At 65.0% G+C, this 21,753-nt stretch carries 21 protein-coding genes, 1 tRNA gene and 1 pseudogene; 17 read left to right on the plus strand and 6 right to left on the minus strand.

Features of this window, described 5'->3' with window-relative positions; all coding sequences use genetic code 11:
- Nucleotides 1–23: 23 nt before the first annotated feature.
- Nucleotides 24–2,564: a YgiQ family radical SAM protein gene (locus OX89_RS08770; protein WP_047350334.1), complete on the plus strand. Its 2,541-nt coding sequence runs from the start codon at nucleotides 24–26 to the stop codon at nucleotides 2,562–2,564.
- Nucleotides 2,565–2,582: 18 nt separating this feature from the next.
- Here the strand turns inward: OX89_RS08770 and OX89_RS08775 are convergent, their stop codons facing one another.
- The 5 genes from OX89_RS08775 to OX89_RS08795 all read right to left on the minus strand — a co-directional run bounded on the left by OX89_RS08775 (nucleotide 2,583) and on the right by OX89_RS08795 (nucleotide 7,643).
- On the minus strand, nucleotides 2,583–3,005 hold the full coding sequence (locus OX89_RS08775) for a hypothetical protein (protein WP_047350354.1): 423 nt from the start codon (nucleotides 3,003–3,005) through the stop codon (nucleotides 2,583–2,585).
- A 162-nt stretch (nucleotides 3,006–3,167) separates the two neighbouring features.
- The gene (locus OX89_RS08780) at nucleotides 3,168–3,524 is read right to left on the minus strand and encodes a DUF1294 domain-containing protein (RefSeq protein WP_231403404.1); all 357 of its coding nucleotides are present in this window, start codon (nucleotides 3,522–3,524) and stop codon (nucleotides 3,168–3,170) included.
- Between the two features lie 118 nt (nucleotides 3,525–3,642).
- Nucleotides 3,643–4,521 carry a CaiB/BaiF CoA-transferase family protein gene (locus OX89_RS08785; protein ID WP_047350336.1) on the minus strand — a complete coding sequence of 293 codons (879 nt, stop codon included), beginning with the start codon at nucleotides 4,519–4,521 and terminating at the stop codon, nucleotides 3,643–3,645.
- Between the two features lie 2 nt (nucleotides 4,522–4,523).
- Entirely contained in the window at nucleotides 4,524–6,293 is a 1,770-nt protein-coding gene (locus tag OX89_RS08790) for a methyl-accepting chemotaxis protein (protein ID WP_011805380.1), read from the minus strand.
- A 153-nt stretch (nucleotides 6,294–6,446) separates the two neighbouring features.
- Entirely contained in the window at nucleotides 6,447–7,643 is a 1,197-nt protein-coding gene (locus OX89_RS08795; RefSeq protein ID WP_047350337.1) for an amino acid aminotransferase, read from the minus strand.
- Nucleotides 7,644–7,751: 108 nt separating this feature from the next.
- On the opposite strand from OX89_RS08795, the gene uvrB reads away from it, so the two are divergent.
- From uvrB to OX89_RS08870, 15 genes and pseudogenes are all read left to right on the plus strand, one after another.
- Nucleotides 7,752–9,848, plus strand: a complete 2,097-nt coding sequence (gene uvrB / locus OX89_RS08800; RefSeq protein ID WP_047350338.1) for an excinuclease ABC subunit UvrB — start codon at nucleotides 7,752–7,754, stop codon at nucleotides 9,846–9,848.
- Between the two features lie 235 nt (nucleotides 9,849–10,083).
- Entirely contained in the window at nucleotides 10,084–10,620 is a 537-nt protein-coding gene (iscR, locus tag OX89_RS08805; protein ID WP_011805376.1) for a Fe-S cluster assembly transcriptional regulator IscR, read from the plus strand.
- Between the two features lie 104 nt (nucleotides 10,621–10,724).
- Nucleotides 10,725–11,945 (plus strand): IscS subfamily cysteine desulfurase, encoded by a 1,221-nt coding sequence (locus tag OX89_RS08810; RefSeq protein WP_047350339.1) that lies wholly within the window; start codon nucleotides 10,725–10,727, stop codon nucleotides 11,943–11,945.
- Nucleotides 11,946–11,982: 37 nt separating this feature from the next.
- A complete protein-coding gene (gene iscU / locus OX89_RS08815) occupies nucleotides 11,983–12,384 on the plus strand; it encodes a Fe-S cluster assembly scaffold IscU (RefSeq protein WP_011805374.1) in 402 nt (133 codons plus the stop codon).
- Between the two features lie 5 nt (nucleotides 12,385–12,389).
- Complete coding sequence (iscA, locus tag OX89_RS08820; RefSeq protein WP_011805373.1) at nucleotides 12,390–12,713, plus strand: iron-sulfur cluster assembly protein IscA; 324 nt, start codon at nucleotides 12,390–12,392, stop codon at nucleotides 12,711–12,713.
- A 68-nt stretch (nucleotides 12,714–12,781) separates the two neighbouring features.
- Complete coding sequence (gene hscB, locus OX89_RS08825; protein ID WP_047350340.1) at nucleotides 12,782–13,300, plus strand: Fe-S protein assembly co-chaperone HscB; 519 nt, start codon at nucleotides 12,782–12,784, stop codon at nucleotides 13,298–13,300.
- 66 nt (nucleotides 13,301–13,366) lie between these two features.
- Complete coding sequence (gene hscA, locus OX89_RS08830) at nucleotides 13,367–15,235, plus strand: Fe-S protein assembly chaperone HscA (RefSeq protein ID WP_047350341.1); 1,869 nt, start codon at nucleotides 13,367–13,369, stop codon at nucleotides 15,233–15,235.
- 33 nt (nucleotides 15,236–15,268) lie between these two features.
- Nucleotides 15,269–15,607: an ISC system 2Fe-2S type ferredoxin gene (gene fdx, locus OX89_RS08835; RefSeq protein ID WP_011805370.1), complete on the plus strand. Its 339-nt coding sequence runs from the start codon at nucleotides 15,269–15,271 to the stop codon at nucleotides 15,605–15,607.
- Complete coding sequence (gene dnaQ, locus OX89_RS08840) at nucleotides 15,607–16,320, plus strand: DNA polymerase III subunit epsilon (RefSeq protein ID WP_011805369.1); 714 nt, start codon at nucleotides 15,607–15,609, stop codon at nucleotides 16,318–16,320. Before fdx ends, dnaQ begins: the two co-directional genes overlap by 1 nt.
- A 41-nt stretch (nucleotides 16,321–16,361) precedes the next feature.
- Nucleotides 16,362–16,436 (plus strand) — tRNA-Val (locus tag OX89_RS08845).
- Between the two features lie 86 nt (nucleotides 16,437–16,522).
- Nucleotides 16,523–17,513 (plus strand): annotated as a pseudogene (locus tag OX89_RS08850) (histone deacetylase family protein); the annotation flags it as partial.
- Nucleotides 17,514–17,530: 17 nt separating this feature from the next.
- Nucleotides 17,531–18,646, plus strand: coding sequence for an NAD(P)/FAD-dependent oxidoreductase (locus OX89_RS08855; protein WP_047350342.1), 1,116 nt, complete (start codon nucleotides 17,531–17,533; stop codon nucleotides 18,644–18,646).
- Nucleotides 18,647–18,776: 130 nt separating this feature from the next.
- Entirely contained in the window at nucleotides 18,777–19,085 is a 309-nt protein-coding gene (locus OX89_RS08860; protein WP_015913196.1) for a DUF883 domain-containing protein, read from the plus strand.
- A gap of 67 nt (nucleotides 19,086–19,152) precedes the next feature.
- Nucleotides 19,153–19,548: a phage holin family protein gene (locus tag OX89_RS08865; RefSeq protein ID WP_011805365.1), complete on the plus strand. Its 396-nt coding sequence runs from the start codon at nucleotides 19,153–19,155 to the stop codon at nucleotides 19,546–19,548.
- Nucleotides 19,545–19,868, plus strand: coding sequence for a hypothetical protein (locus OX89_RS08870; protein ID WP_047350343.1), 324 nt, complete (start codon nucleotides 19,545–19,547; stop codon nucleotides 19,866–19,868). Before OX89_RS08865 ends, OX89_RS08870 begins: the two co-directional genes overlap by 4 nt.
- A 57-nt stretch (nucleotides 19,869–19,925) precedes the next feature.
- Here the strand turns inward: OX89_RS08870 and OX89_RS08875 are convergent, their stop codons facing one another.
- Nucleotides 19,926–20,981, minus strand: coding sequence for a quinone-dependent dihydroorotate dehydrogenase (locus tag OX89_RS08875; RefSeq protein ID WP_047350344.1), 1,056 nt, complete (start codon nucleotides 20,979–20,981; stop codon nucleotides 19,926–19,928).
- Between the two features lie 35 nt (nucleotides 20,982–21,016).
- Here OX89_RS08875 and rpiA point away from each other — a divergent pair, with 35 nt between their 5' ends.
- A complete protein-coding gene (gene rpiA / locus OX89_RS08880) occupies nucleotides 21,017–21,706 on the plus strand; it encodes a ribose-5-phosphate isomerase RpiA (protein ID WP_047350345.1) in 690 nt (229 codons plus the stop codon).
- Nucleotides 21,707–21,753 lie beyond the last annotated feature (47 nt).

Consider the following 21,753-nt stretch of genomic DNA (forward strand, 5'->3'; position numbering starts at 1 on the left):
CGGCCCCCCCTGCAGGCCCGCCCATGAACGCCCCGATCGATGTTTCCTTCTTCCCGCGCAACGCCAAGCCGTTGACCAGCTACCGCCCCTACTGGGCCAAGCGCTTTGGCGTGGCGCCGTACCTGCCCATGAGCCGTGCCGAGATGGAGCAGCTGGGCTGGGACAGCTGCGACGTGGTGTTGGTGACGGGCGATGCCTATGTGGACCACCCGAGCTTCGGCATGGCGGTGATCGGGCGGGTGCTGGAGGCGCAGGGCTTTCGCGTGGGGATCATCGCGCAGCCGGACTGGCAGAGCGCCGACGCGTTCAAGGTGCTGGGCAAGCCCAACCTGTTCTGGGGCGTGACCGCGGGCAACATGGATTCGATGATCAACCGCTACACGGCGGACCGCAAGATCCGCAGCGACGACGCCTACACGCCCGGCGACGTGGGTGGCAAGCGGCCCGACCGCGCCGCCGTGGTCTACAGCCAGCGCTGCCGCGAGGCGTACAAGGACGTGCCCATCGTGCTGGGCGGCATCGAAGGCTCCCTGCGCCGCATTGCCCACTATGACTACTGGAGCGACAAGGTGCGCCGCTCCATCGTGGTGGACAGCAAGTGCGACATCCTGCTGTTCGGCAACGCCGAGCGTGCCCTGGTTGAAGTGGCCCACCGCATTGCGCGGCGCGACCCGGTGGAGACCATCACCGACGTGCGCGGCACGGCCTTTGTGCGGCGCGCGTCCGAGCCCGGATGGTTCGAGATCGACTCCACCGAGGTGGACGAGCCCGGCCGCGTGGATGAGCTGATCAACCCCTACATGACCACGAGCGAGCAGGCTGCGGCCCAGGGCCAGACGTGTTCGCAGGAAGATGCTGCAAATTCAATAGCTGCCAGCGCTGACCCACAAAGCGCTGGAGGCCAAAAACCCTTGCAGACCGTGCAGATCGTGCCCAACCCGGCGCTGCCCTCCAAGGGGCGCAGCGGGCGGGCGCTGCCGCCGCGCGAGCGCACCGTGATCCGCCTGCCCAGCTACGAGCAGGTGAAGGCCGACCCGGTGCTCTACGCCCACGCCAACCGCGTGCTGCACCTGGAGACCAACCCCGGCAACGCCCGCGCGCTGGTGCAGGCGCATGGCGAGGGCGCGACGGCGCGCGACGTGTGGCTGAATCCGCCGCCCGTCCCGCTCACCACGGCCGAGATGGACTGGGTGTTCGGCCTGCCGTATGCGCGCAACCCGCACCCGCAGTACCTGGACGCGCAGGGCAGCTACGAGGGGCCGACCAAGATCCCGGCGTGGGAGATGATCCGCGCGTCGATCAACATCATGCGCGGCTGCTTTGGCGGCTGCACCTTCTGCTCCATCACCGAGCACGAGGGACGCATCATCCAGAGCCGCTCGGAAGATTCCATCATTGCCGAGGTGGAGGACATCCGGGACAAGGTCAAGGGCTTCACCGGCACCATCTCCGACCTGGGCGGCCCCACGGCCAACATGTACCGCCTGGGCTGCAAGAGCCCAGAGATCGAAGCCGCCTGCCGCAAGCCCAGCTGCGTGTTTCCCGGCATCTGCCAGAACCTGCACACGGACCATGCGCCGTTGGTCAACATCTACCGCCGTGCGCGCAAGCTGCCGGGCATCAAGAAGATCCTCATCGGCTCCGGCCTGCGCTACGACCTGGCGGTGAAGTCCCCCGAATACGTGAAGGAGCTGGTGCAGCACCACGTGGGCGGGTACCTCAAGATCGCGCCCGAGCACACCGAGGCGGGGCCGCTGTCCAAGATGATGAAGCCAGGCATCGGCAACTATGACCGCTTCAAGCAGATGTTCGAGCAGTACACCGAAGAGGCGGGCAAGAAACAGTTCCTGATCCCGTACTTCATCGCCGCCCACCCCGGCACCACCGACGAGGACATGCTGAACCTGGCCATCTGGCTCAAGAAGAACGGCTTTCGCGCCGACCAGGTGCAGGCCTTCTACCCCAGCCCCATGGCCAGCGCCACGGCCATGTACCACTCGGGCCGCAACCCGCTCACGCGCGTGCGACGGCAGATGCGCGACGTGGCCGAGGAACAGGTGGACGTGGTGCGTGGCGAAAAGCGCCGCCGCCTGCACAAGGCCTTCCTGCGCTACCACGACCCCAACAACTGGCCGCTGCTGCGCGAGGCGCTGAAAAGCATGGGCCGGGCCGACCTGATCGGCAACGGCAAGCACCACCTGATCCCCACCTTCCAGCCGCTGGTCGACGGCAGCTACCAAAGTGCCCGCAAGAAGAACAGCACCGGGCCCAAGGGTGGCGGGGCCGGCGTGGGCTACACCATCAACAAGGACGGCAAGGCCGTGGCGCTGCGCCGCCGCCCGCAGGAGCCGGAGGAGCCGCAGGGAGACGTGCGTTTTCGTAGCAGTGCGCCGCAGCCGGGCCGCATGCTCACGCAGAACACCGGCCTGCCGCCACGTGCCGGCACCGGTGCCCGCACTGGCAGCCGTGGCAATGCCGGCGGCAACGTTGCGGGCGCCCTGGGGCGCCGCCAGGGCGGGGCCGGGACCCCGGCGTCGGGCAAGGGTACGGGCCGGCGGCGCTGACGGGGCGGCACCCGGCCGTCAGCGCGCGGGACCGGCGGGGGCGGACACCAGCTCCTCAATGACCAGGCGGCGGTAGTAGAACGCCGCCAGCGGGCCCAGCGGCTGCAGCAGGTCGCGCAGCGTCTCCGGAGCGTCGGAATCCGTGGCACGCAGCAACAGGCCGTGGGCGCCGTCGCTGGCCAGTTGCGCGATGCGGCGCACGATCACGCCCTCCGCACCGACCGAGGGCAGGGGTGCATCGGCATTGCCCAGCGTGCGCACCACATGTTCCAGGATCATCGGCGGCGTGGCGTGCGCCACGTCATCGCGACCCTGGGCCTGCAGCGCCTGGCCTGCGGAGCGCGCCGCCTCCTCGTTCGCAAACAGCGCGAACACATGGCCCGTGGGGTAGAAAGTCCCGGTCGCCGTGGTCATGCTCGGGTCGAGGGCGAAAGGCTTCATGGCGTCGTTCTCCAATGCGGCAAAAAACTGGACCCATTGGAGGCGCAGCAGCATCGCCTGGCTGTCGGGTGATGGAAGGCCGCGCTGTCGGACGTGGCCGCAGGGCATGCCGCAGATCCCGATAAAAACCGGCCCCGCCGCAATGCTGGTAAGCGCGAGCAGCTATAAAAAAGAAAGCACTTCGCGCAGCGTCTGCGGCCGCAGCGTCCACACCGCCAGTGCGGCGCAGTTCAACACCACCGTGCCCCAATACACCGCGCGGAAGTCCTGTTTACGCGATTTATGGCGCAGCCACTGCTGGGCCCACCATGCGGCAGGCCAGCCGCCCAGCAGGGCGAGCAGGTGCAGGTGGCTCTCCCGGGTGCGCCAGGCGCCGCGCTGGGCAGCGCTTTTGTCGAGGACATAGGCGAAAAAAGTCACCAGATTGAGTCCCGCTACGGCCACCAGCAGCCACAGTGGCAGGCGCTGTGCCCAGGCACCCCAGGCGAGCAGGGCCAGCCAGCCCAGCATCAGCAGCATGGCCAGGCGGGCGCCCGCAGGGGACGTGTTCTGCTGGCGCGCAGACCGGGGCCGCACCTGCGTGGTGCGCGGGTTTTTGTCGCCATCCCTGCGCCGCTCAGTGCCTTGCATGGCCAGTTCAGCGCAGGGTGTGCAGCGGAATGTCGCGCGACTGCGCCAGCGCGGTCAGTTCGTCACGGGTATGCCCCAGGAGGAAGCGGGCGATGGCTGCGTGGGTGGCCTGGTCGCGCATGTGCTCCATGTCGCCCCGGGCCGCGAGGCCTGCGGCCTCGCACAGGCGCGTGGCAAAGTGCGGCTCGAGAGCAGCCACGGCCACACGACCGTCGGCGCAAGGGTAGACGCGGTAGCCCGCGTGGGCACCGCCCACATCGCCCTGCGGTGTGGTCAGGCCCCAGTGCAGGGGCATCGCCAGCCACTGCGCGGCCTCGGCCAGTCCCACCTCGATGCAGACCCCCGTGCCCTGCTGCGCGCGTGCCAGCAGGGCCTGCAGAACGGCCTCGCTGGCCATGAGGGCACCAGCCATGTCGGCAAACAGCGTGGGGGGCACCTGCAGGCTGGCCAGCAGCCCGGTCTCGGCCTCGTAAGTGAGATCGTGGCCCGGTTCCTCGGCGCGCTCGCCCAGGGCGCCGACGATGCGCACCAGCGACAGGCGCGGGTAGCGCGCCTGCAGCGCCTCCCAGCCCAACCCGATTTTGGTCAGCGCCGAGGGGCGAAAGGATGTGATCAGCACGTCGGTGTGCGCCAGTTCGGCATGCAGCGCGGCCTGGCCTTCGTCTGTCTTGAGGTGGGCATGCAGCACGCGCACGCCCTGGTGCAGTTCACCGTAGGCAGCCGGGCTGTAGATGCCCATGGGGTCGGCGCTGGGCTGGCCCGGGGCCGGGGGCGGTTCAAGCTTGGTGCACTGTGCACCCATTTGGGCGCAGCGCAACAGGGCCGCAGGGCCCGGCAGGTTGAGTGCCAGGCTGAGGACGCGGGTATGCGCAAGCGGTGCGTTCATGCTCAGAAGGACTCCCATTCATCGTCCTTGCCCGCGCTGGCGGGTGGCGCCTTGGGCGTGCTGGGCGGAAGTGCGGCCACCGCCTTGGCTTTGGCGGGGGCGGGCGCGCGTTTGGCTGCGGGTGCCGCCGTGCGCAGAGCGGGGCGGGGGGCTGGTGCGGGCATGGGCGCCGGGGCCTGTGCTGCGGGAGCCTGCGGGGCTGCCGGGCGCACGGGCGTGTTGCCGCCCTGCGCACCGAGCTTGAAGACGGCCACGGTGTTGACCAGATCGGCCGCCTGGCTGCGCAGGCTGCTGGCCGCGGCGGCCATTTCCTCGACCAGTGCTGCGTTCTGCTGCGTGACCTGATCCATCTGTGTCACGGCTTCGCCGACCTGCGTCACGGCGGCGCTCTGCTCGCTGCTGGCCGCGCTGATCTCGCCCACGATGTCGGTCACGCGGCGAATGGAGCCCACCACCTCCTGCATGGTGGTGCCCGCCTGATCCACCAGGGCGCTGCCGGCCTCGACACGGTTGACGCTGTCGGTGATGAGGCTCTTGATTTCCTTGGCCGCTTCGGCGCTGCGCCCGGCCAGGCTGCGCACCTCGCTGGCCACCACGGCAAAGCCCCGGCCCTGCTCGCCGGCCCGGGCGGCTTCCACGGCCGCATTGAGGGCCAGGATGTTGGTCTGGAAGGCGATGCCATCAATGACGCTGATGATGTCGGCAATCCGCTTGCTGCTGTCGTTGATGCCCTTCATGGTGTCCACCACCTGGGCAACGACCTGCCCACCCTGAACAGCCACGATGCTGGCACTTTGGGCCAACTGGTTGGCCGCACGCGCGTTGTCGGCGTTCTGGCGCACGGTGGAGCCCAGTTGCTCCATGCTGGCGGCGGTTTCTTCCAGTGCGCTGGCCTGGCTTTCGGTGCGGCCCGACAGGTCCTGATTGCCCTGGGCAATTTCGGCACTGGCCATCGCCACAGATTCGGAACCGCTGCGTACCCGCTGCACGACATGTGCCAGCGATTCCTGCATGGCAGCGAGCGAGCGCAAGAGCAGCGATATTTCGTCCTTGCCATGGACTGGGATGCTGCGGCTCAGGTCACCATGGGCAACGGCGTCGGCGGCTTCCACGGCTTCTTTCAGGGAGCGGGTGATGTTGCGCATCACGGCCAGCCCAAAAAGCACACCAAAGGCGATCCCGAGGACAATGGAGCCGATCGAGAGAGCGCGCAGCGTGTTGTAGCGGCTGGTGGCGGCATTGAACTCGGCTTTGGTTTCATTCAGCTGCAGATCGACCAGGGCCTGTATGCCTTCCCGCAGGGGGGCATAGCCCGGGCGCACCATGGTGTCGTTGAGGCTTTTGCCTTTGTCAAAATCACCCGCCTGCAACGCGGCGACTGCAGGTTTGAGGGCTTCATTCACAAATCTGGTGTGGTCGGCCTCGAACTTGTTGGCCAGCACCTTCTCGGCGGCAGTCATGCTGGTGGCAGCGTACGCTACCCAGATCTTGCTGGTTTCCGCCAGGATTCGGTCGATTTCTGTAGCAGTGCGTGTGACTTCTTCGGGTGTGAAGTTGGCAAGGGCGCTGGTCAGCGCCAGACGGTTTTCCAGCAGGTTGGACTGGATTTGCGACAGCTGACCCAGGGGCACGGCACGGTCTTCGTACACGGTGCGCAGGCCTTCTTTGGTCTGGTCTGTGCCATAGAGGCCTATGCCTCCCACGATGAGCTGCAGGACGGACATCAGTCCGATGAGGAACACAAGGCGGGTCGAGATCTTGAAGTGATTCATGATGTGCAGTGGCGGGCGTCTATGGATTTGTTCAGATGCGCAGGGCGTCCGAATTATGCAAGGCTTGTAACGAAGTGTGAGATCCGTGCGAGATGGCTTCGGATATGCCAAAAAAAAAACCGCCCGGGAGGGCGGTTTTTGTGCACGTGATACTTACATCACCTTGGCAATGGCCTGGCAGACGTAGTCGATGTTCTTGCTGTTGAGCGCGGCCACGCACATGCGGCCGGTGTCGGTGCCGTACACGCCGAACTCATTGCGCAGGCGCACCATCTGGTCTTTGGACAGGCCGGAGTAGCTGAACATGCCGATCTGCGTGGTGATGAAGCCCATGTCCTGCTTCACACCGGCGGCCTTCAGGCCGTCCACCAGCTTCTGGCGCATTTCCTTGATGCGCACGCGCATTTCGCCCAGCTCCTTTTCCCACAGGGCACGCAGCTCGGGGTTGTTCAGTACCGCCGCCACCACGGCGCCGCCGTGCGTGGGCGGGTTGCTGTAGTTGGTGCGGATCACGATCTTGAGCTGCGAGAGCACGCGCGCGGCCTCGTCCTTGTCGTTGGCCACCACGGACAGCGCGCCCACGCGCTCGCCGTACAGGCTGAAGCTCTTGGAGAACGAGGTGGACACGAAGATGTTCAGGCCGGCCGCGACGAACTTGCCGATCACGGCGCCGTCCTCGGCAATACCGTAGCCGAAGCCCTGGTAGGCCATGTCGAGGAAAGCCACCAGGCCCTTGGCCTTCACGGCGGCGATCACCTGTTCCCACTGCGCGGCGGTGATGTCGTAGCCCGTGGGGTTGTGGCAGCAGGCATGCAGCACCACGATGGTGCCGGGCGCGGCGGCGTTCAAGTCGGCCAGCATGCCGTCGAAGTCCACCTTGCGGTTGGCGGCGTCGTAGTAGCGGTAGCTGCCCACCTCGAAGCCGGCATTGGTGAAGATGGCGCGGTGGTTTTCCCAGCTCGGGTCGGAGATCAGCACCTTCGCGTTCGGGCTGATCTTCTTGAGGAAGTCTGCGCCGATCTTCAGGCCGCCCGTGCCGCCAATGGCCTGCACCGTGGCCACGCGGCCGGCCTTGACGACGTCGGACTCCGCGCCGAACACCAGGGCCTTGACCGCGCTGTCATAGGCGGCGATGCCGTCGATGGGCAGATAGCCGCGCGCAGCGGGCTTGTCCATCATGGCCTTTTCGGCCGCCTGCACGCACTGCAGCAGGGGCAGCTTGCCGTTGTCGTCGAAGTACACGCCCACGCCCAGGTTGACCTTGGCTGGATTGGGGTCGGCGGCGTATTGTTCGTTGAGACCCAGGATCGGGTCGCGGGGAGCCATTTCGACGGCGGTGAACAGAGACATGAAAAGTCCTTGAGGGGATGGAAATCTGACGACGGGACCTCACCTACGGTAGGCTTTCGGTCCACTCTTGATTTTAACGGCCGCCTCCGCGCGCCGTTTACCTCCGCCATGCATGAAGTCACCTCTGAGCCGGCCGCTGGCGCGGCGGACGGGCAGTTCGTCCAGTTTCCAGGTTCGCCCTTTTCGTTGTACCAGCCATACCCGCCCGCCGGTGATCAGCCCGAGGCCATCGCCAAGCTGGTGGAGGGCGTGCAGGACGGCGAGGTGTTCCAGACCCTGCTGGGGGTGACGGGCTCGGGCAAGACCTTCACCATGGCGAACGTGATCGCCCGCCTGGGACGGCCGGCCATCATCTTCGCGCCCAACAAGACGCTGGCCGCACAGCTGTACAGCGAGTTCCGCGAGTTCTTCCCCAAGAACGCCGTGGAGTACTTCGTGAGCTATTACGACTACTACCAGCCCGAGGCCTACGTGCCTCAGCGCGACCTGTTCATCGAGAAGGACAGCGCCATCAACGAGCACATCGAGCAGATGCGCCTATCGTGCACCAAAAGCTTGCTGGAGCGGCGCGATGTGGTCATCGTGGCCACCGTGTCGGCCATCTACGGCATTGGCGAGCCTGAGAGCTACCACCGCATGATCATGACGCTGCGCGTGGGCGACCAGCTGAGCCAGCGTGACGCGATCGCGCAGCTGATCCGCATGCAGTACCAGCGCAACGAGCAGGACTTCAGCCGGGGCAAGTTCCGCGTGCGTGGCGACACCATCGATGTGTTCCCTGCCGAGCATTCCGAGCTGGCGGTGCGCATCGAACTGTTCGACGACGAGGTGGAAAGCCTGCAGCTTTTCGACCCGCTCACGGGGCGTATCCAGCAAAAAATCCCGCGCTTCACGGTGTACCCCAGCAGCCATTACGTCACGCCGCGCGACAAGGTGCTGGCGGCCGTGGAGACCATCAAGCAGGAACTGGACGAGCGGCTCAAGTTCTTCGTGGCCGAGGGCAAGTTGGTGGAGGCGCAACGGCTGGAGCAGCGCACGCGCTTCGACCTGGAAATGCTCAGCGAAGTGGGGCACTGCAAGGGCATCGAGAACTATACGCGCCACCTGTCGGGTTCTGCGCCTGGCGAGCCGCCGAGCACGCTGACCGACTACCTCCCGCCCGATGCGCTGATGTTCCTGGATGAGAGCCACCAGATGATCGGGCAACTCAACGCCATGTACAACGGCGACCGCGCGCGCAAGACCACGCTGGTCGAGTACGGCTTTCGCCTGCCGTCGGCATTGGACAACCGGCCGCTCAAGTTCGAGGAATTCGAGCAGCGCATGCGGCAGGTGGTGTTTGTATCGGCCACTCCGGCTGATTACGAGAAGGAGCACTCGGGCCAGGTGGTGGACCAGGTGGTGCGGCCCACCGGCTTGGTGGACCCGGAGGTGGAGGTGCGTCCCGCTACCCATCAGGTGGATGATGTGCTGCAAGAAATACGCATTTGCACGAAAAAGAATCAACGCGTACTCATTACGACGCTGACGAAGCGCATGGCGGAGCAACTGACCGATTACCTGAGCGACAACGGGGTCAAGGTGCGCTATCTGCACTCCGATATCGACACTGTGGAGCGCGTGGAAATCATTCGCGACCTGCGCCTGGGAGCCTTCGATGTCCTGGTGGGGATCAACCTGCTGCGTGAGGGGCTGGACATTCCTGAGGTCTCCCTGGTGGCCATCCTGGATGCCGACAAGGAGGGATTCCTGCGCGCCGAACGCAGCCTGATCCAGACCATTGGCCGGGCGGCGCGCAACCTGCACGGCAAGGCTATCCTGTATGCCGACCGAATCACCGACTCAATGCGCAAGGCGATCAGCGAAACGGAACGCCGCCGCGCCAAACAGATCGCATACAACGAGGCCCGGGGTATTACGCCGCGCAGCATCGTCAAGCAGGTGCGAGACCTGATTGACGGCGTGTACAGCGAGAAGGCAGGCCAGGAAGCCCAGCGACTCCGCGAAGACGCGGCGCGGCAGGCCGAACTGGAGGAGATGTCCGAAAAGGACATTGCCCGCGAAATCAAGCGGCTGGAAAAGCTCATGCTGGAACACGCCCGCAACCTGGAGTTTGAGCAGGCTGCTCGGGTGCGCGATCAATTGACCCGTCTCAAGGACCGGGTGTTTGGAGCGCATGGCGGCGATCAAATCCCTGCCGCATGACCAGGCTTTGCGACCCTGCAGGAGAAAACGCGACTGTTTAGTCTAGTTACCCGACAAAATTAATAGGGATTTGTGCTATACTTGTCTCAAACACTCAAGAAAGAGCCCCACAACAAACAAGGGCCTTGGAGGCTGCAGCCGTAGCGCTTCAGGGAAAGGGTGGAGACGGTGCCCGGTTGGCTATACGCATGCCGCGGCGTTTCTATAACGATCAAGCCTAGACAAGGAGCTTGCGATGCGTCTCACAACCAAAGGCCGTTTTGCGGTCACCGCCATGATCGATCTGGCCCTGCGCCAGAACAACGGGCCCGTCACCTTGGCGGCCATCAGCCAGCGCCAACAGATTTCGCTGTCCTATCTGGAGCAATTGTTCGGAAAGCTGCGCCGCCACGAACTGGTGGAATCCACGCGCGGCCCTGGCGGCGGTTATACGCTCGCCCGCAAGGCGGGCGATATTACCGTGGCAGACATCATTGTCTCCGTGGACGAGCCCATTGATGCCACGCAGTGCGGTGGCAAGGAAAACTGCCTGGGCGAGGCGGGCCGTTGCATGACGCACGAGCTGTGGGCCTCTCTGAACCAGCGCATGGTGGAATTCCTGGATTCCGTCACGTTGCAGAAACTGGTGGACGACCAGCTCGCCAAGGGCGTGCAAATCGAAGACAAGCCGGTCACGCGCCGCGCGATCTCCACCACGCCGGTGGTCAAACCGATCCGTGTGAACGCACCCAATTCGGTGTTTGCCCTCGGCAACGCGTTCGCCAAATCTTGAGCTGCAGGCTGACCTGCGCCGGCCACGGGCTGCGCGCGGGGCGGGTTCGCCACGTCGATCCTATTGCCTTTTGATGCCAGCCAGAACTTTTCACTGAGCCAGCCATGGACATGACTCCGCATTTCCCTATCTATCTTGACTACGGCGCCACGACCCCCGTGGACGGACGGGTCGTCGACGCGATGATTCCCTGGTTGCGCGAACACTTCGGCAACCCGGCGTCGCGCAGCCACGCCTGGGGCTGGGAGGCCGAAGAGGCTGTGGAGCAAGCCCGCGGCCATGTGGCCGATATGATCGGCGCCGACCCGCGCGAGATCGTGTGGACCTCGGGCGCCACTGAATCCAATAACCTCGCCATCAAGGGCGCTGCCCATTTCTACCAAGGCAAGGGCAAGCATCTCATCACCGTGAAGACGGAGCACAAGGCCGTCCTTGACGTGATGCGTGAACTGGAGCGCCAAGGCTTCGAGGTGACATACCTTGATGTGCAGGAGAACGGCCTGCTCGACATCGAGGAGTTCAAGGCCGCCATCCGCCCTGACACGATCCTGGCCAGTGTCATGTTCGTGAACAACGAAATCGGCGTGATCCAGGACATTCCCCAGCTGGGTGCGCTTTGCCGCGAGAAGGGCATCATTTTTCACGTGGATGCCGCGCAGGCCACCGGCAAGGTCGAAATCGACCTGACCCAATTGCCCGTGGATTTGATGAGCCTGGCTTCGCACAAGACTTACGGACCCAAGGGCATCGGAGCCCTCTACGTGCGCCGCAAGCCGCGCGTGCGCCTGGAAGCGCAGATGCATGGTGGCGGCCACGAGCGCGGCATGCGTTCGGGCACGTTGCCCACCCACCAGATTGTGGGCATGGGCGAGGCCTTCCGCCTGGCCAAGCTGGAAATGGCCCAGGATTTGGAAAAGGTCCAAGCGCTGCAAAAGCGTCTGCTGGACGGTCTGAAGGATGTGGAGCAGGTCTTTATCAACGGCGACCTGGAGCGGCGCGTACCCCACAACCTGAACATGAGCTTCAACTTCGTGGAAGGCGAATCCCTGATCATGGGCATCAAGGGACTGGCGGTGTCTTCCGGGTCGGCTTGCACTTCGGCGAGCCTGGAACCCAGCTATGTGCTGCGCGCCCTGGGCCGCAGCGATGAGCTGGCCCACAGCAGCCTGCGCATGACCATTGGCCGTTTCACGACGGAAGAAGAAATTGACTACGCGATCAGCACCATCCGGCACAACGTCGCCAAGTTGCGTGAGTTGAGCCCCCTCTGGGAGATGTACCAGGATGGGGTGGACCTGAGCACCATCCAATGGGCAGCTCACTGACCACACGCGGAACGACGGAATACAGGAGAAACACACCATGGCTTACTCGGACAAAGTGATTGACCATTACGAGAACCCCCGCAATGTGGGTTCCTTCGACAAGGGTGACGACTCGGTGGGCACCGGCATGGTCGGTGCGCCGGCTTGCGGCGACGTGATGAAGCTGCAGATCAAGGTGAACCCCGATACGGGTGTGATTGAGGATGCGCGCTTCAAGACCTACGGCTGCGGCTCCGCCATTGCGTCCTCGTCGCTGGTGACGGAATGGGTCAAGGGCAAGACGCTGGATGAGGCTGCCTCGCTCAAGAACAGCCAGATCGCCGAAGAGCTGGCGCTGCCGCCGGTGAAGATCCACTGCTCCATCCTGGCGGAAGACGCCATCAAGGCCGCCGTCAACGATTACAAGGCCAAGCACGGAGCGGCTGTCGAGGCCGCCTGAAGACCATGGCGATCACGTTGACCGAAGCTGCCGCGCGCCATGTGACGCGCTACCTCGCCCGGCGGGGAAAGGGCGTGGGCGTGCGCCTGGGTGTCAAGACCACCGGGTGCTCAGGCCTGGCTTACAAGCTTGAATATGTCGATGAGCAGGCACCCGAAGACGTTGTGTTTGAAAATCACGGCGTCAAGGTGCTGATCGATCCCAAGAGCCTTGCTTATATCGACGGGACCGAGTTGGATTTTGTGCGCGAGGGCCTCAATGAAGGCTTTCGCTTCAATAACCCGAATGAGCGCGACCGCTGTGGTTGTGGAGAGAGCTTCCGCGTGTGAGCACGCCGTAGGCCGCTTATTGCACAGGACCGCCATCGCCCGCCGCGCTGGCGGTTTTTTTTATTGCCATGAACCTCCAATCCGACGATTTCGAACTTTTTGGCGTGCCACGCCGCTTTGCGCAGGACCGCGACGCTCTGGACGCGCGGTGGAAGGACCTGCAGCGCGAAGCCCATCCCGACCGGTTTGCGGCGCAGGGCGCCGCCGCCCAGCGTGTGGCGATGCAATGGTCGGTGCGCATCAACGAGGCATACCAACGCCTGAAGGATCCTTTGAAGCGGGCGGCTTACCTTTGCGAACTGGGCGGCTCGCCCATCCGCGCCGAGGACAACACCGCCATGCCCGCGGCCTTCCTGATGCAGCAGATGGAGTGGCGCGAAGCCCTGGATGAGGCCCGCAGTGCTGCGGAGCTTGACGCGCTGGACGACACCACCCATAAGGCGCGGCAAGTGGCGTTGGCCCGTTGTGCGGAACTGCTGGACCAGCAGCAGGACTATGCCGGCGCAGCCCGCGAGGTCAGAGCCCTCATGTTCATTGCGCGATTTGCGCACGACATCGATTTGCGCCGAGAGCAACTGGGACAATAGGCGCTTTATTCGGTCACTCCTGCCTGGGCGTGCGCTTGCGGGCCCCGGCTTTTCCACACTCATTTCATGGCGCTTCTGCAGATTTCTGAACCAGGGCAATCGCCCGATCCTCACCAGCGGCGCGTTGCCATCGGCATTGATCTGGGCACCACGCATTCGCTGGTGGCGGCGGTGCGCAACGGGGTCGCCGAGTGCTTGCCCGATGCGCAGGGCAGGGTGCTTTTGCCTTCCGTCGTTCGCTACCTGGGCGGGGGCGGGCGGCAGATCGGCTACGAGGCCGCTGCAGCGCAGATGCAGGACCCGGCCAACACGGTGTCATCCGTCAAGCGATTCATGGGCCGGGGCCTGGGCGACATCACGGGGCGCGAGAAGCTGCCTTACAACTTCATTGCAGCGACCGACAGTGGCGGAATGCTCTCGCTGTCCACCGCGGCAGGCGTGAAATCGCCGGTGGAAGTCAGTGCCGAGATCCTTGCCACGCTGCGCTACCGTGCCGAAGACAGTTTCGACAGTGACCTTTACGGCGCCGTGATCACGGTGCCCGCATATTTCGACGACGCGCAGCGCCAGGCGACCAAGGATGCCGCCCATCTCGCGGGCCTGAATCTGCTGCGCCTGATCAACGAGCCGACGGCCGCCGCGATTGCCTACGGGCTGGACAACGGAGCCGAAGGCGTCTATGCCGTGTACGACCTGGGCGGTGGCACGTTCGATATCTCCGTGTTGCGCCTGGCGCAAGGGGTGTTCGAAGTCATTGCCACCGGGGGGGACTCGGCCCTGGGCGGCGACGATTACGACGCGGCTCTGGCCGAGTGGGTGATGCAGCAGACAGGTGTTCGGGCGAGTACGCCCGAGGACAAGACGGCGGTGCGCTTGGCCGCGCGCGCCTGCAAGGAAGCGCTGACTGCTACTGATAATGTAGCTTTTACCGCAGATGTGGCGGGCGCTACAGTGCAATTTGATGTTAAGCGTGAAGATTTTGCGGCAGTGACAGCGGATCTCACCCAGCGCTCCCTGGCGGCGGTGCGCCGCACCCTGCGCGATGCGCAGATCGAGCGCGATGAGGTCAAGGGCGTGGTGCTGGTCGGCGGCTCCACGCGCATGCCGGTCGTGCGCACCGCGGTGGCCGAATTCTTCGGCCGTGAACCGCTGACCAACCTCAACCCGGACGAAGTGGTGGCCATCGGCGCGGCCATCCAGGCCAACCAACTGGCCGGCAACGATGCGGCCGGCGATCTGCTGCTGCTGGACGTGATTCCGCTGTCGCTGGGCATCGAAACCATGGGTGGGCTGGTCGAACGCATCATCGGCCGCAACGAGACCATTCCCACGGCCAAGGCGCAGGACTTCACCACCTACAAGGACGGCCAAACCGCTCTTGCCATTCACGTGGTGCAGGGCGAGCGCGACCTGGTGCAGGACTGCCGCAGCCTAGCGCGCTTTGAGCTGCGGGGCATTCCCCCCATGGCAGCGGGCGCGGCGCGCATCCGCGTCACGTTCACGGTCGATGCGGATGGTCTGCTCAGCGTGGCTGCGCGCGAGCAGGCCAGCGGTGTGGAGGCGCGTATTGACGTCAAGCCATCCTACGGGCTCAGCGACGAGCAGATCGCGCGCATGCTGCAAGAGGGCTTTGCGACCGCGCAGCAGGACATGCAGACGCGCGCATTGGTTGAAGCCCGTGTGGATGCCGACCGCCTGCTGATCGCCACGCAGAGCGCACTGGACGTGGACGGCGATGTACTAACGGCCGCGGAGCGCACGGCGATCGACGACCTGATGCATGCACTGCGCGCCACGCTGGAGACCAGCACCGACGCGGCGGCTGTCGAGGCCGCAGCGCAGGCCCTGGCCAAGGGCACCGAGGCGTTTGCTGCGCAGCGCATGAACCGCGGTATCCGCCAAGCCCTGGCAGGCAAGAACGTCAGCGCCCTCTGAGCGCACAAACCTCATCCATTGATTCCAACACCCATGCCCGTCATCAAGATCCTGCCTCATCACGAATACTGTCCCGAGGGCGCGGAAATCACCGCGCCGGCCGGCACCTCAATTTGTGAGGCATTGCTGGACAACGGCATCAAGATCGAGCACGCCTGCGATATGAGCTGCGCCTGCACGACCTGCCATGTGGTCGTGCGCAAAGGATTCGAATCGCTCAATGATGCGGAAGAGGAGGAGGAAGACCTGCTGGACCGCGCGTGGGGCCTGGAGCCGCAATCGCGCCTGTCGTGCCAGGCCATCCTGGCGCAGAGCGATGTGACGGTGGAGATTCCCAAGTACTCGATCAACCACGCCAAGGAGAACCACTGATGTCCCGACAGATTGTTCTGGACACGGAGACCACCGGCCTGTCGGCGGAAGGGGGCGACCGCATCATCGAGCTGGGGTGCGTGGAACTCGTCAACCGCAAGCTCACCGGCAACAATCTGCATCTGTATCTGAACCCCGAGCGCGACAGCCATGAGGACGCGCTGAAGGTGCACGGCATCAGCAATGAATTCCTGCGCGACAAGCCCAAGTTTGCCGAGCGGGTGCAAGACATCCTGCAATACCTGCAGGGCGCGGAACTCATCATCCACAACGCGAGCTTCGACGTGGGCTTCCTGGACAAGGAGCTGGAACTGGTCGGCCTGGCGCCGCTGTCCGCGCATGTCGGGGGCGTGATCGACACCCTGGCCATGGCCAAGGAGATGTTCCCGGGCAAGCGCAACTCGCTGGACTCGCTGTGCGACCGGCTGGGCGTGGACAATTCCAGTCGTACGCTGCACGGCGCCTTGCTGGACGCGGAGTTGCTGGCGGATGTCTACATCAACATGACCCGCGGGCAGGATGCCCTGCTGATCATGGATGAGGCCACCGCCGGGGCAGGAGGCACCACCGTGGCCGCGGTAGATCTGAGCCGCATTGCACTGACGGTGCTGACCGCCAGTGCGCAGGAGCTTGCCGAGCATGAGGAAGTACTCGTGCAGATCGACAAGTCCAGCAGCGGTAAAACAATTTGGCGGACTTTGTCTGAGGCGTAAGAAAGCTATGCCATAATCGCGGGCTGTCGCAGCAACGACACGGGTGATTAGCTCAGCGGTAGAGCACTGCCTTCACACGGCAGGGGTCACATGTTCGATCCATGTATCACCCACCAGTTTTGTCAGGGCCTGTACTCGCAAAAATACAGTCCTTTGGGTGATTAGCTCAGCGGTAGAGCACTGCCTTCACACGGCAGGGGTNCGAATTTTTCCGCGGCGAGCGTATACCCTGTTTCGAGAACCCGACGCGCGCGGCCTATGTGGAAGCCGCTTTGACTGCGCGGGGTCATGTACTGCACCCCCCGGATGTGGATTGCACGGAGGTACTGGCAAAGATCCATGCGCCGCGCTACCTGGCTTTTCTGGCTTCGGCGTGGCAGCAATGGGTGTCGCTGGGTGAAGGGCAGGACCGTGTGCAGCCGTTTCCGTCGGTATGGCCGGTACGCACATTGCGCTCGGATATAGAGCCCGACAATTTCATTGCCAAGCTGGGGCTGTACTCCATGGACAACGGCTCGCCGCTTGCAGCGGGCACCTGGACGGCAGCCAAAGCAGGCGCCGACGCGGCGGCCAGTGCCGCGGCGCGCCTGGCGGCTGGCGAGCGCGCCGCGTTCTGCAGCACACGCCCGCCGGGGCACCATGCAGGCCCCGATTTCATGGGCGGGTACTGCTTCTTGAACAACGCGGCCGTGGCGGCCCAATGGCTGCGCGACCACGGCGCAGCCCGTGTGGCCGTGTTGGACGTGGATTACCACCACGGCAATGGCACGCAGAGCATCTTCTATGACCGTGCGGACGTGCTCTTCGTCAGCATCCATGGCGATCCCCGCACCGAATACCCCTTCTATCTGGGACATGCCGATGAAACCGGCGCAGGCCTCGGTACGGGCGGCAACCTGAACCTGCCTCTGCCGGCCGGCACCGATGCTGCCACTTGGTTTGCGGCCCTGGAGCAGGCCTGCGCGCGCATCGCCGCTTTTGGAGCGGATGCCCTGGTGGTCTCGCTGGGACTGGATACCTATGAGGGCGATCCGATCTCGCGCTTTCGGCTGGCGACGACGGATTTTCTGCGGCTGGGTGCGCGGCTGCGTGGTGTGGGACTGCCCACTGTGCTGGTGCTGGAAGGCGGCTACGCAGCGGCGGAGTTGGGAACGAATGCGGTGAATGTGCTCGAGGGTTTCGAGCAGGCATGACAACGGAGGCATGAGCGATGAGTGAGACGGTCGATTGCGTCGTGGTGGGCGCGGGGGTGGTGGGGCTGGCGGTGGCGCGCGCATTGGCGCTGCAAGGGCGCGAGGTCTGGCTGCTGGAAGCGGCCAATGCCATTGGCACCGAGACGAGTTCGCGCAACAGCGAGGTGATCCACGCCGGTATCTATTACCCGCAGGGTTCGCTCAAGGCGCGCTTGTGCGTACAAGGCAAGGCCATGCTGTACGACTACTGCAGCGAGCGCGGCGTGCCCCATAGTCGCTGCGGCAAGCTCATCGTCGCCACGTCGACCGAACAGCAGAACGCGCTGACGGGCATCAGGGCGCGCGCGCAGGCCAATGGCGTGGATGACCTGCAATGGCTCTCGCGGGAGGAAGCGCGTGCGCTGGAGCCCGAACTGGAATGTGTGGCAGCGCTGCTCTCGCCCAGTACCGGCATCGTGGACAGCCATGCCCTCATGCTGGCGTTGCTGGGCGACCTGGAGAACGCGGGTGGTGTTCTGGCATTGAATTCGCCTCTGGCCAAGGCCCGTTGCACGCCACAAGCTATCCATTTGGAAGCAATGGATGGCACGTGCATCAGTGCGCGCACCGTGGTCAACGCGGCCGGTTTGCATGCGCCAGTCCTCGCGCGCCAGTTCGAGGGGTTGTCCGCGGTGCATGTACCGCAGGCGGCCTATGCCAAAGGCAACTATTTCACGTTGTCCGGCCGGGCACCCTTCAGCCATCTCATCTATCCCGTACCGGAGGCGGCGGGGCTGGGCGTGCACCTGACGCTCGACCTGGGGGGGCAGGCCAAGTTCGGCCCCGACGTGCAATGGGTGGAAGGCCCCGAGGACCTGGTGGTGGATGCGAGCCGCTCCGAGGCCTTTTACGCCGAGGTGCGCAAGTACTGGCCTGGCCTGCGCGACGGTGCACTGGCGGCGGGCTACGCCGGCATACGCCCGAAGATCCACGGCCCCCATGAGCCTGCGGCGGACTTCCTGATCCAGGGGCCGCGCGATCACGGAGTCTCGGGGCTGGTCAACCTGTTTGGCATCGAATCACCTGGGCTGACCAGCGCGTTGGCAATCGGTGCGCACGTGGCCGGTCTGCTGCACCTAGACGCCGTGTCTTGATGCAACGCGGTCATTTTGTGATAGCCGCCATGCCCTGCGGCGCGAGCACTGGGCTAAGATGAGATACCCGCCTACATGGTTTGCCATGTACGGCGTATTACCATTGTTTCCTGCTATGAAAGGCTCCCGTATGACCACCGTATCCGAAACCATTTCCTCCACCCAGGCAGAACTCGAAAAGCTGGTAGGCGACCTGCGCGGTCTGCTGGCCAGCAAGGATCTGGACGGTATTCCCGAGATCAAGCAACTGCGCCAGCGTCTGGATGACGGCATCCATTCGGTGCGCGATTCCGCCGTGCGTGCCGCTCAGGAGGCAGCCCTGCAGGCCAAAGATGCCGCGCGCGCCGCCGACCGTTATGCCCACGATGAGCCCTGGCGCGTTGCCGGCGCTGCGCTGGCCGTAGGGGCGCTGGTGGGCTTCATGCTGGCCCGCCGCTGACCGGTAGCGCAATGGCAGGGCGAATCGTCAACGCTGCGGCGCGCTCCAGCGCCTGGGAGGGGCTTGCATGAACTGGTTGTCCCTGCTCGGCCTGGAAGGCTGGGTTGCACGCTGGCGGGCCGCCATCATCGAAGGCGTGATCGCGGCGGAAGACCGTATCGAACTCGCACGGCTCGAATGGGCCGACCAGAAGCGCCGCATGGCCCAGCTGGTGGTGCTGCTGGTTCTCTTTGGGTGCGTGGCCGTGATCGCCCTGCTGCTGTTGTCACTGGCTGTGCTGGTCCAGTTCTGGGATTCACCGCAGCGCGTGCTGGTGGCATGGTTGCTGGCAGGCGGCTGGTTGCTGGCCTGGGTGGCAGTGGCGGTGGTCCTGGTGTCCATCGGCCGACAGGCGGGTAATGCCTTTGCCCTTACGCGGCGGGAGTTGCAGCAGGACTGGCGCACCATCAAGGAGCAGTTATGAGCCCCTCTTCCCTGGACTCTGGGCAGCCGACGCGCGTGCCCACCCCGCAGCAGCAGAAGGTGCTGGACCGCATTCTGGTGCAGCGCGAGCGGCTGCGTGCTCGGCGCGCGGCCCTGCGCCAGGCGCGCGCCGTGGCCGCAGGCGCGGAAGTTCGGGTGGAACCCGATGCGCCGCTGGCGGCACGGCTGGTGGCGTTTGCGCGCCTGCATCCCGTTGCGGTGGCAGCGGTGGTGGGCGCTGCGGTGCTGGCGGGGCCTCAACGGCTGGTGCGCTGGGCCACCCTGGTGATGCCGCTGGTCATGCGCATGCGGCGCGGCTAAGGCCCTTTTCCACAGTCTCTATCAGGCCGCATCGCGGCCTTTTTTCTTGGCCCGTTTTTAACGCAGATCGCGGATCGCCTTGGCCGCACGGCCCACGAGGGCAGGGCCTTCATAGATCAGGCCGGTGTAGATCTGCACGACGTCGGCGCCTGCGCGGATTTTGCTCACAGCATCTTCGGCGCTCAGAATGCCGCCCACACCGATGATCGGGAAAGCCGGGCCCAGCGCGGCACGCAACTGGCGGATCACGGCGTTGCTGGCTTCCAGCACGGGTGCACCGCTCAGGCCTCCAGTCTCGCCGGCATGGCGCAGGCCCTGCACGGCGTCCCGGCGGATGGTGGTGTTGGTGGCAACCACGCCATCCATGCCGTGGCGCTGAAGTGTGGTGGCAATCACGGCCACTTGGGCCTCGTCCAAATCCGGCGCAATTTTCACGAAGATGGGCACGCGGCGGCCCTGGGCGGCGGCGAGCTGTTCGCGGTGCTCGGCAATGGCGCCCAGCAGGCCGTCAAGCGCCGCATCGCTCTGCAGAGCGCGCAGGTTCTGCGTGTTGGGCGAACTGATATTCACCGTAACGTAGTCGGCATGCGGGTACACGCCCTCCAGGCAGGTGAGGTAGTCGCGCATGGCGTCTTCGATGGGCGTGGTGGCGTTCTTGCCGATGTTCAGACCCAGCAGCAGTTTGCTCTGGCCGCGGCCCTGTGTGCGGACCTGCGAGCGCTGCACGTTGGCCACGAAGGCATCCAGCCCTTCATTGTTGAAGCCCAGGCGATTGATGAGCGCACGCGCCTCGGGCAGGCGGAACATGCGCGGCTTGGGGTTGCCGGGCTGCGCACGGGGCGTGACGGTGCCAACCTCCACGAAGCCGAAGCCCATGGCGGCCAGCGCGTCGATACAGCGGGCGTTCTTGTCGAGCCCCGCCGCGAGGCCCACGCGGTTGGGGAAGCGCAGGCCTGCCAGTTCGATGGGGTCGCTCACGGTTTCGTTGCACCAGGCCCATTGCAGCGGCGTGCGCTGGCCGCGCGCCAGCATGTCCATGGTGAGTTCGTGGGCGGCTTCGGCGTCCATGCCGAAGAGAAAGGAGCGGGCGAGGGCGTAGGGCAGCAGAGACATGGGGATAATTCAATGATCTTTCCGGATTTTCCCCCATGACTGCACCCACATCCCTTTCCCAAGACGAACTCAAGACCCTGGTCGGCCAAGCTGCACTGCAATATGTGGTGCCGGGCGAACTGCTGGGCGTGGGGACCGGCTCTACCGTCAACAAGTTCATTGACGCGCTGGCATCTATCAAGGACACCATCCGCGGCGCGGTTTCCAGCTCCGAAGCCAGCACGGCGCGGCTGAAGGCGCTGGGCATCCCCGTGCTGGACGCCAACGACGTGCGCTCGCTGTCGGTGTACATCGATGGCGCCGACGAGATCGACGGCAACGGCTACATGGTCAAGGGCGGAGGGGCGGCCCTCACGCGCGAGAAGATCGTCGCCGCGCTGGCACGGCGCTTTGTGTGCATAGCGGACGAGTCCAAGCTGGTGAACGTGCTGGGCGCGTTCCCGCTGCCGGTGGAGGTCATTCCGATGGCCGCCGCGTACATCGCGCGGCGCTTCGAGTCGCTGGGGGGGCAGGCGACGCTGCGTCTCAAGGATGGCCAACCGCTCGTGACCGACAACGGCCAACACATACTGGATGTGCGCGGCCTCACCATCAGCGATCCGCTGGCGTTCGAGACCGAGGTGAATCAATGGCCGGGGGTGGTGACGGTGGGCGTGTTTGCGCTGCAGAAGGCCAACGTCTGCCTGCTGGGCACGGCACAGGGCGTGCGTACGCTGTCCCTGTAAGACGGTGGACGGCAGTGGCGCGGCAATGCCGCGCCGAGCATCCCCTC

Source organism: Diaphorobacter sp. J5-51 (genome assembly GCF_001023515.1).
Lineage (GTDB): Bacteria > Pseudomonadota > Gammaproteobacteria > Burkholderiales > Burkholderiaceae_C > Diaphorobacter > Diaphorobacter nitroreducens.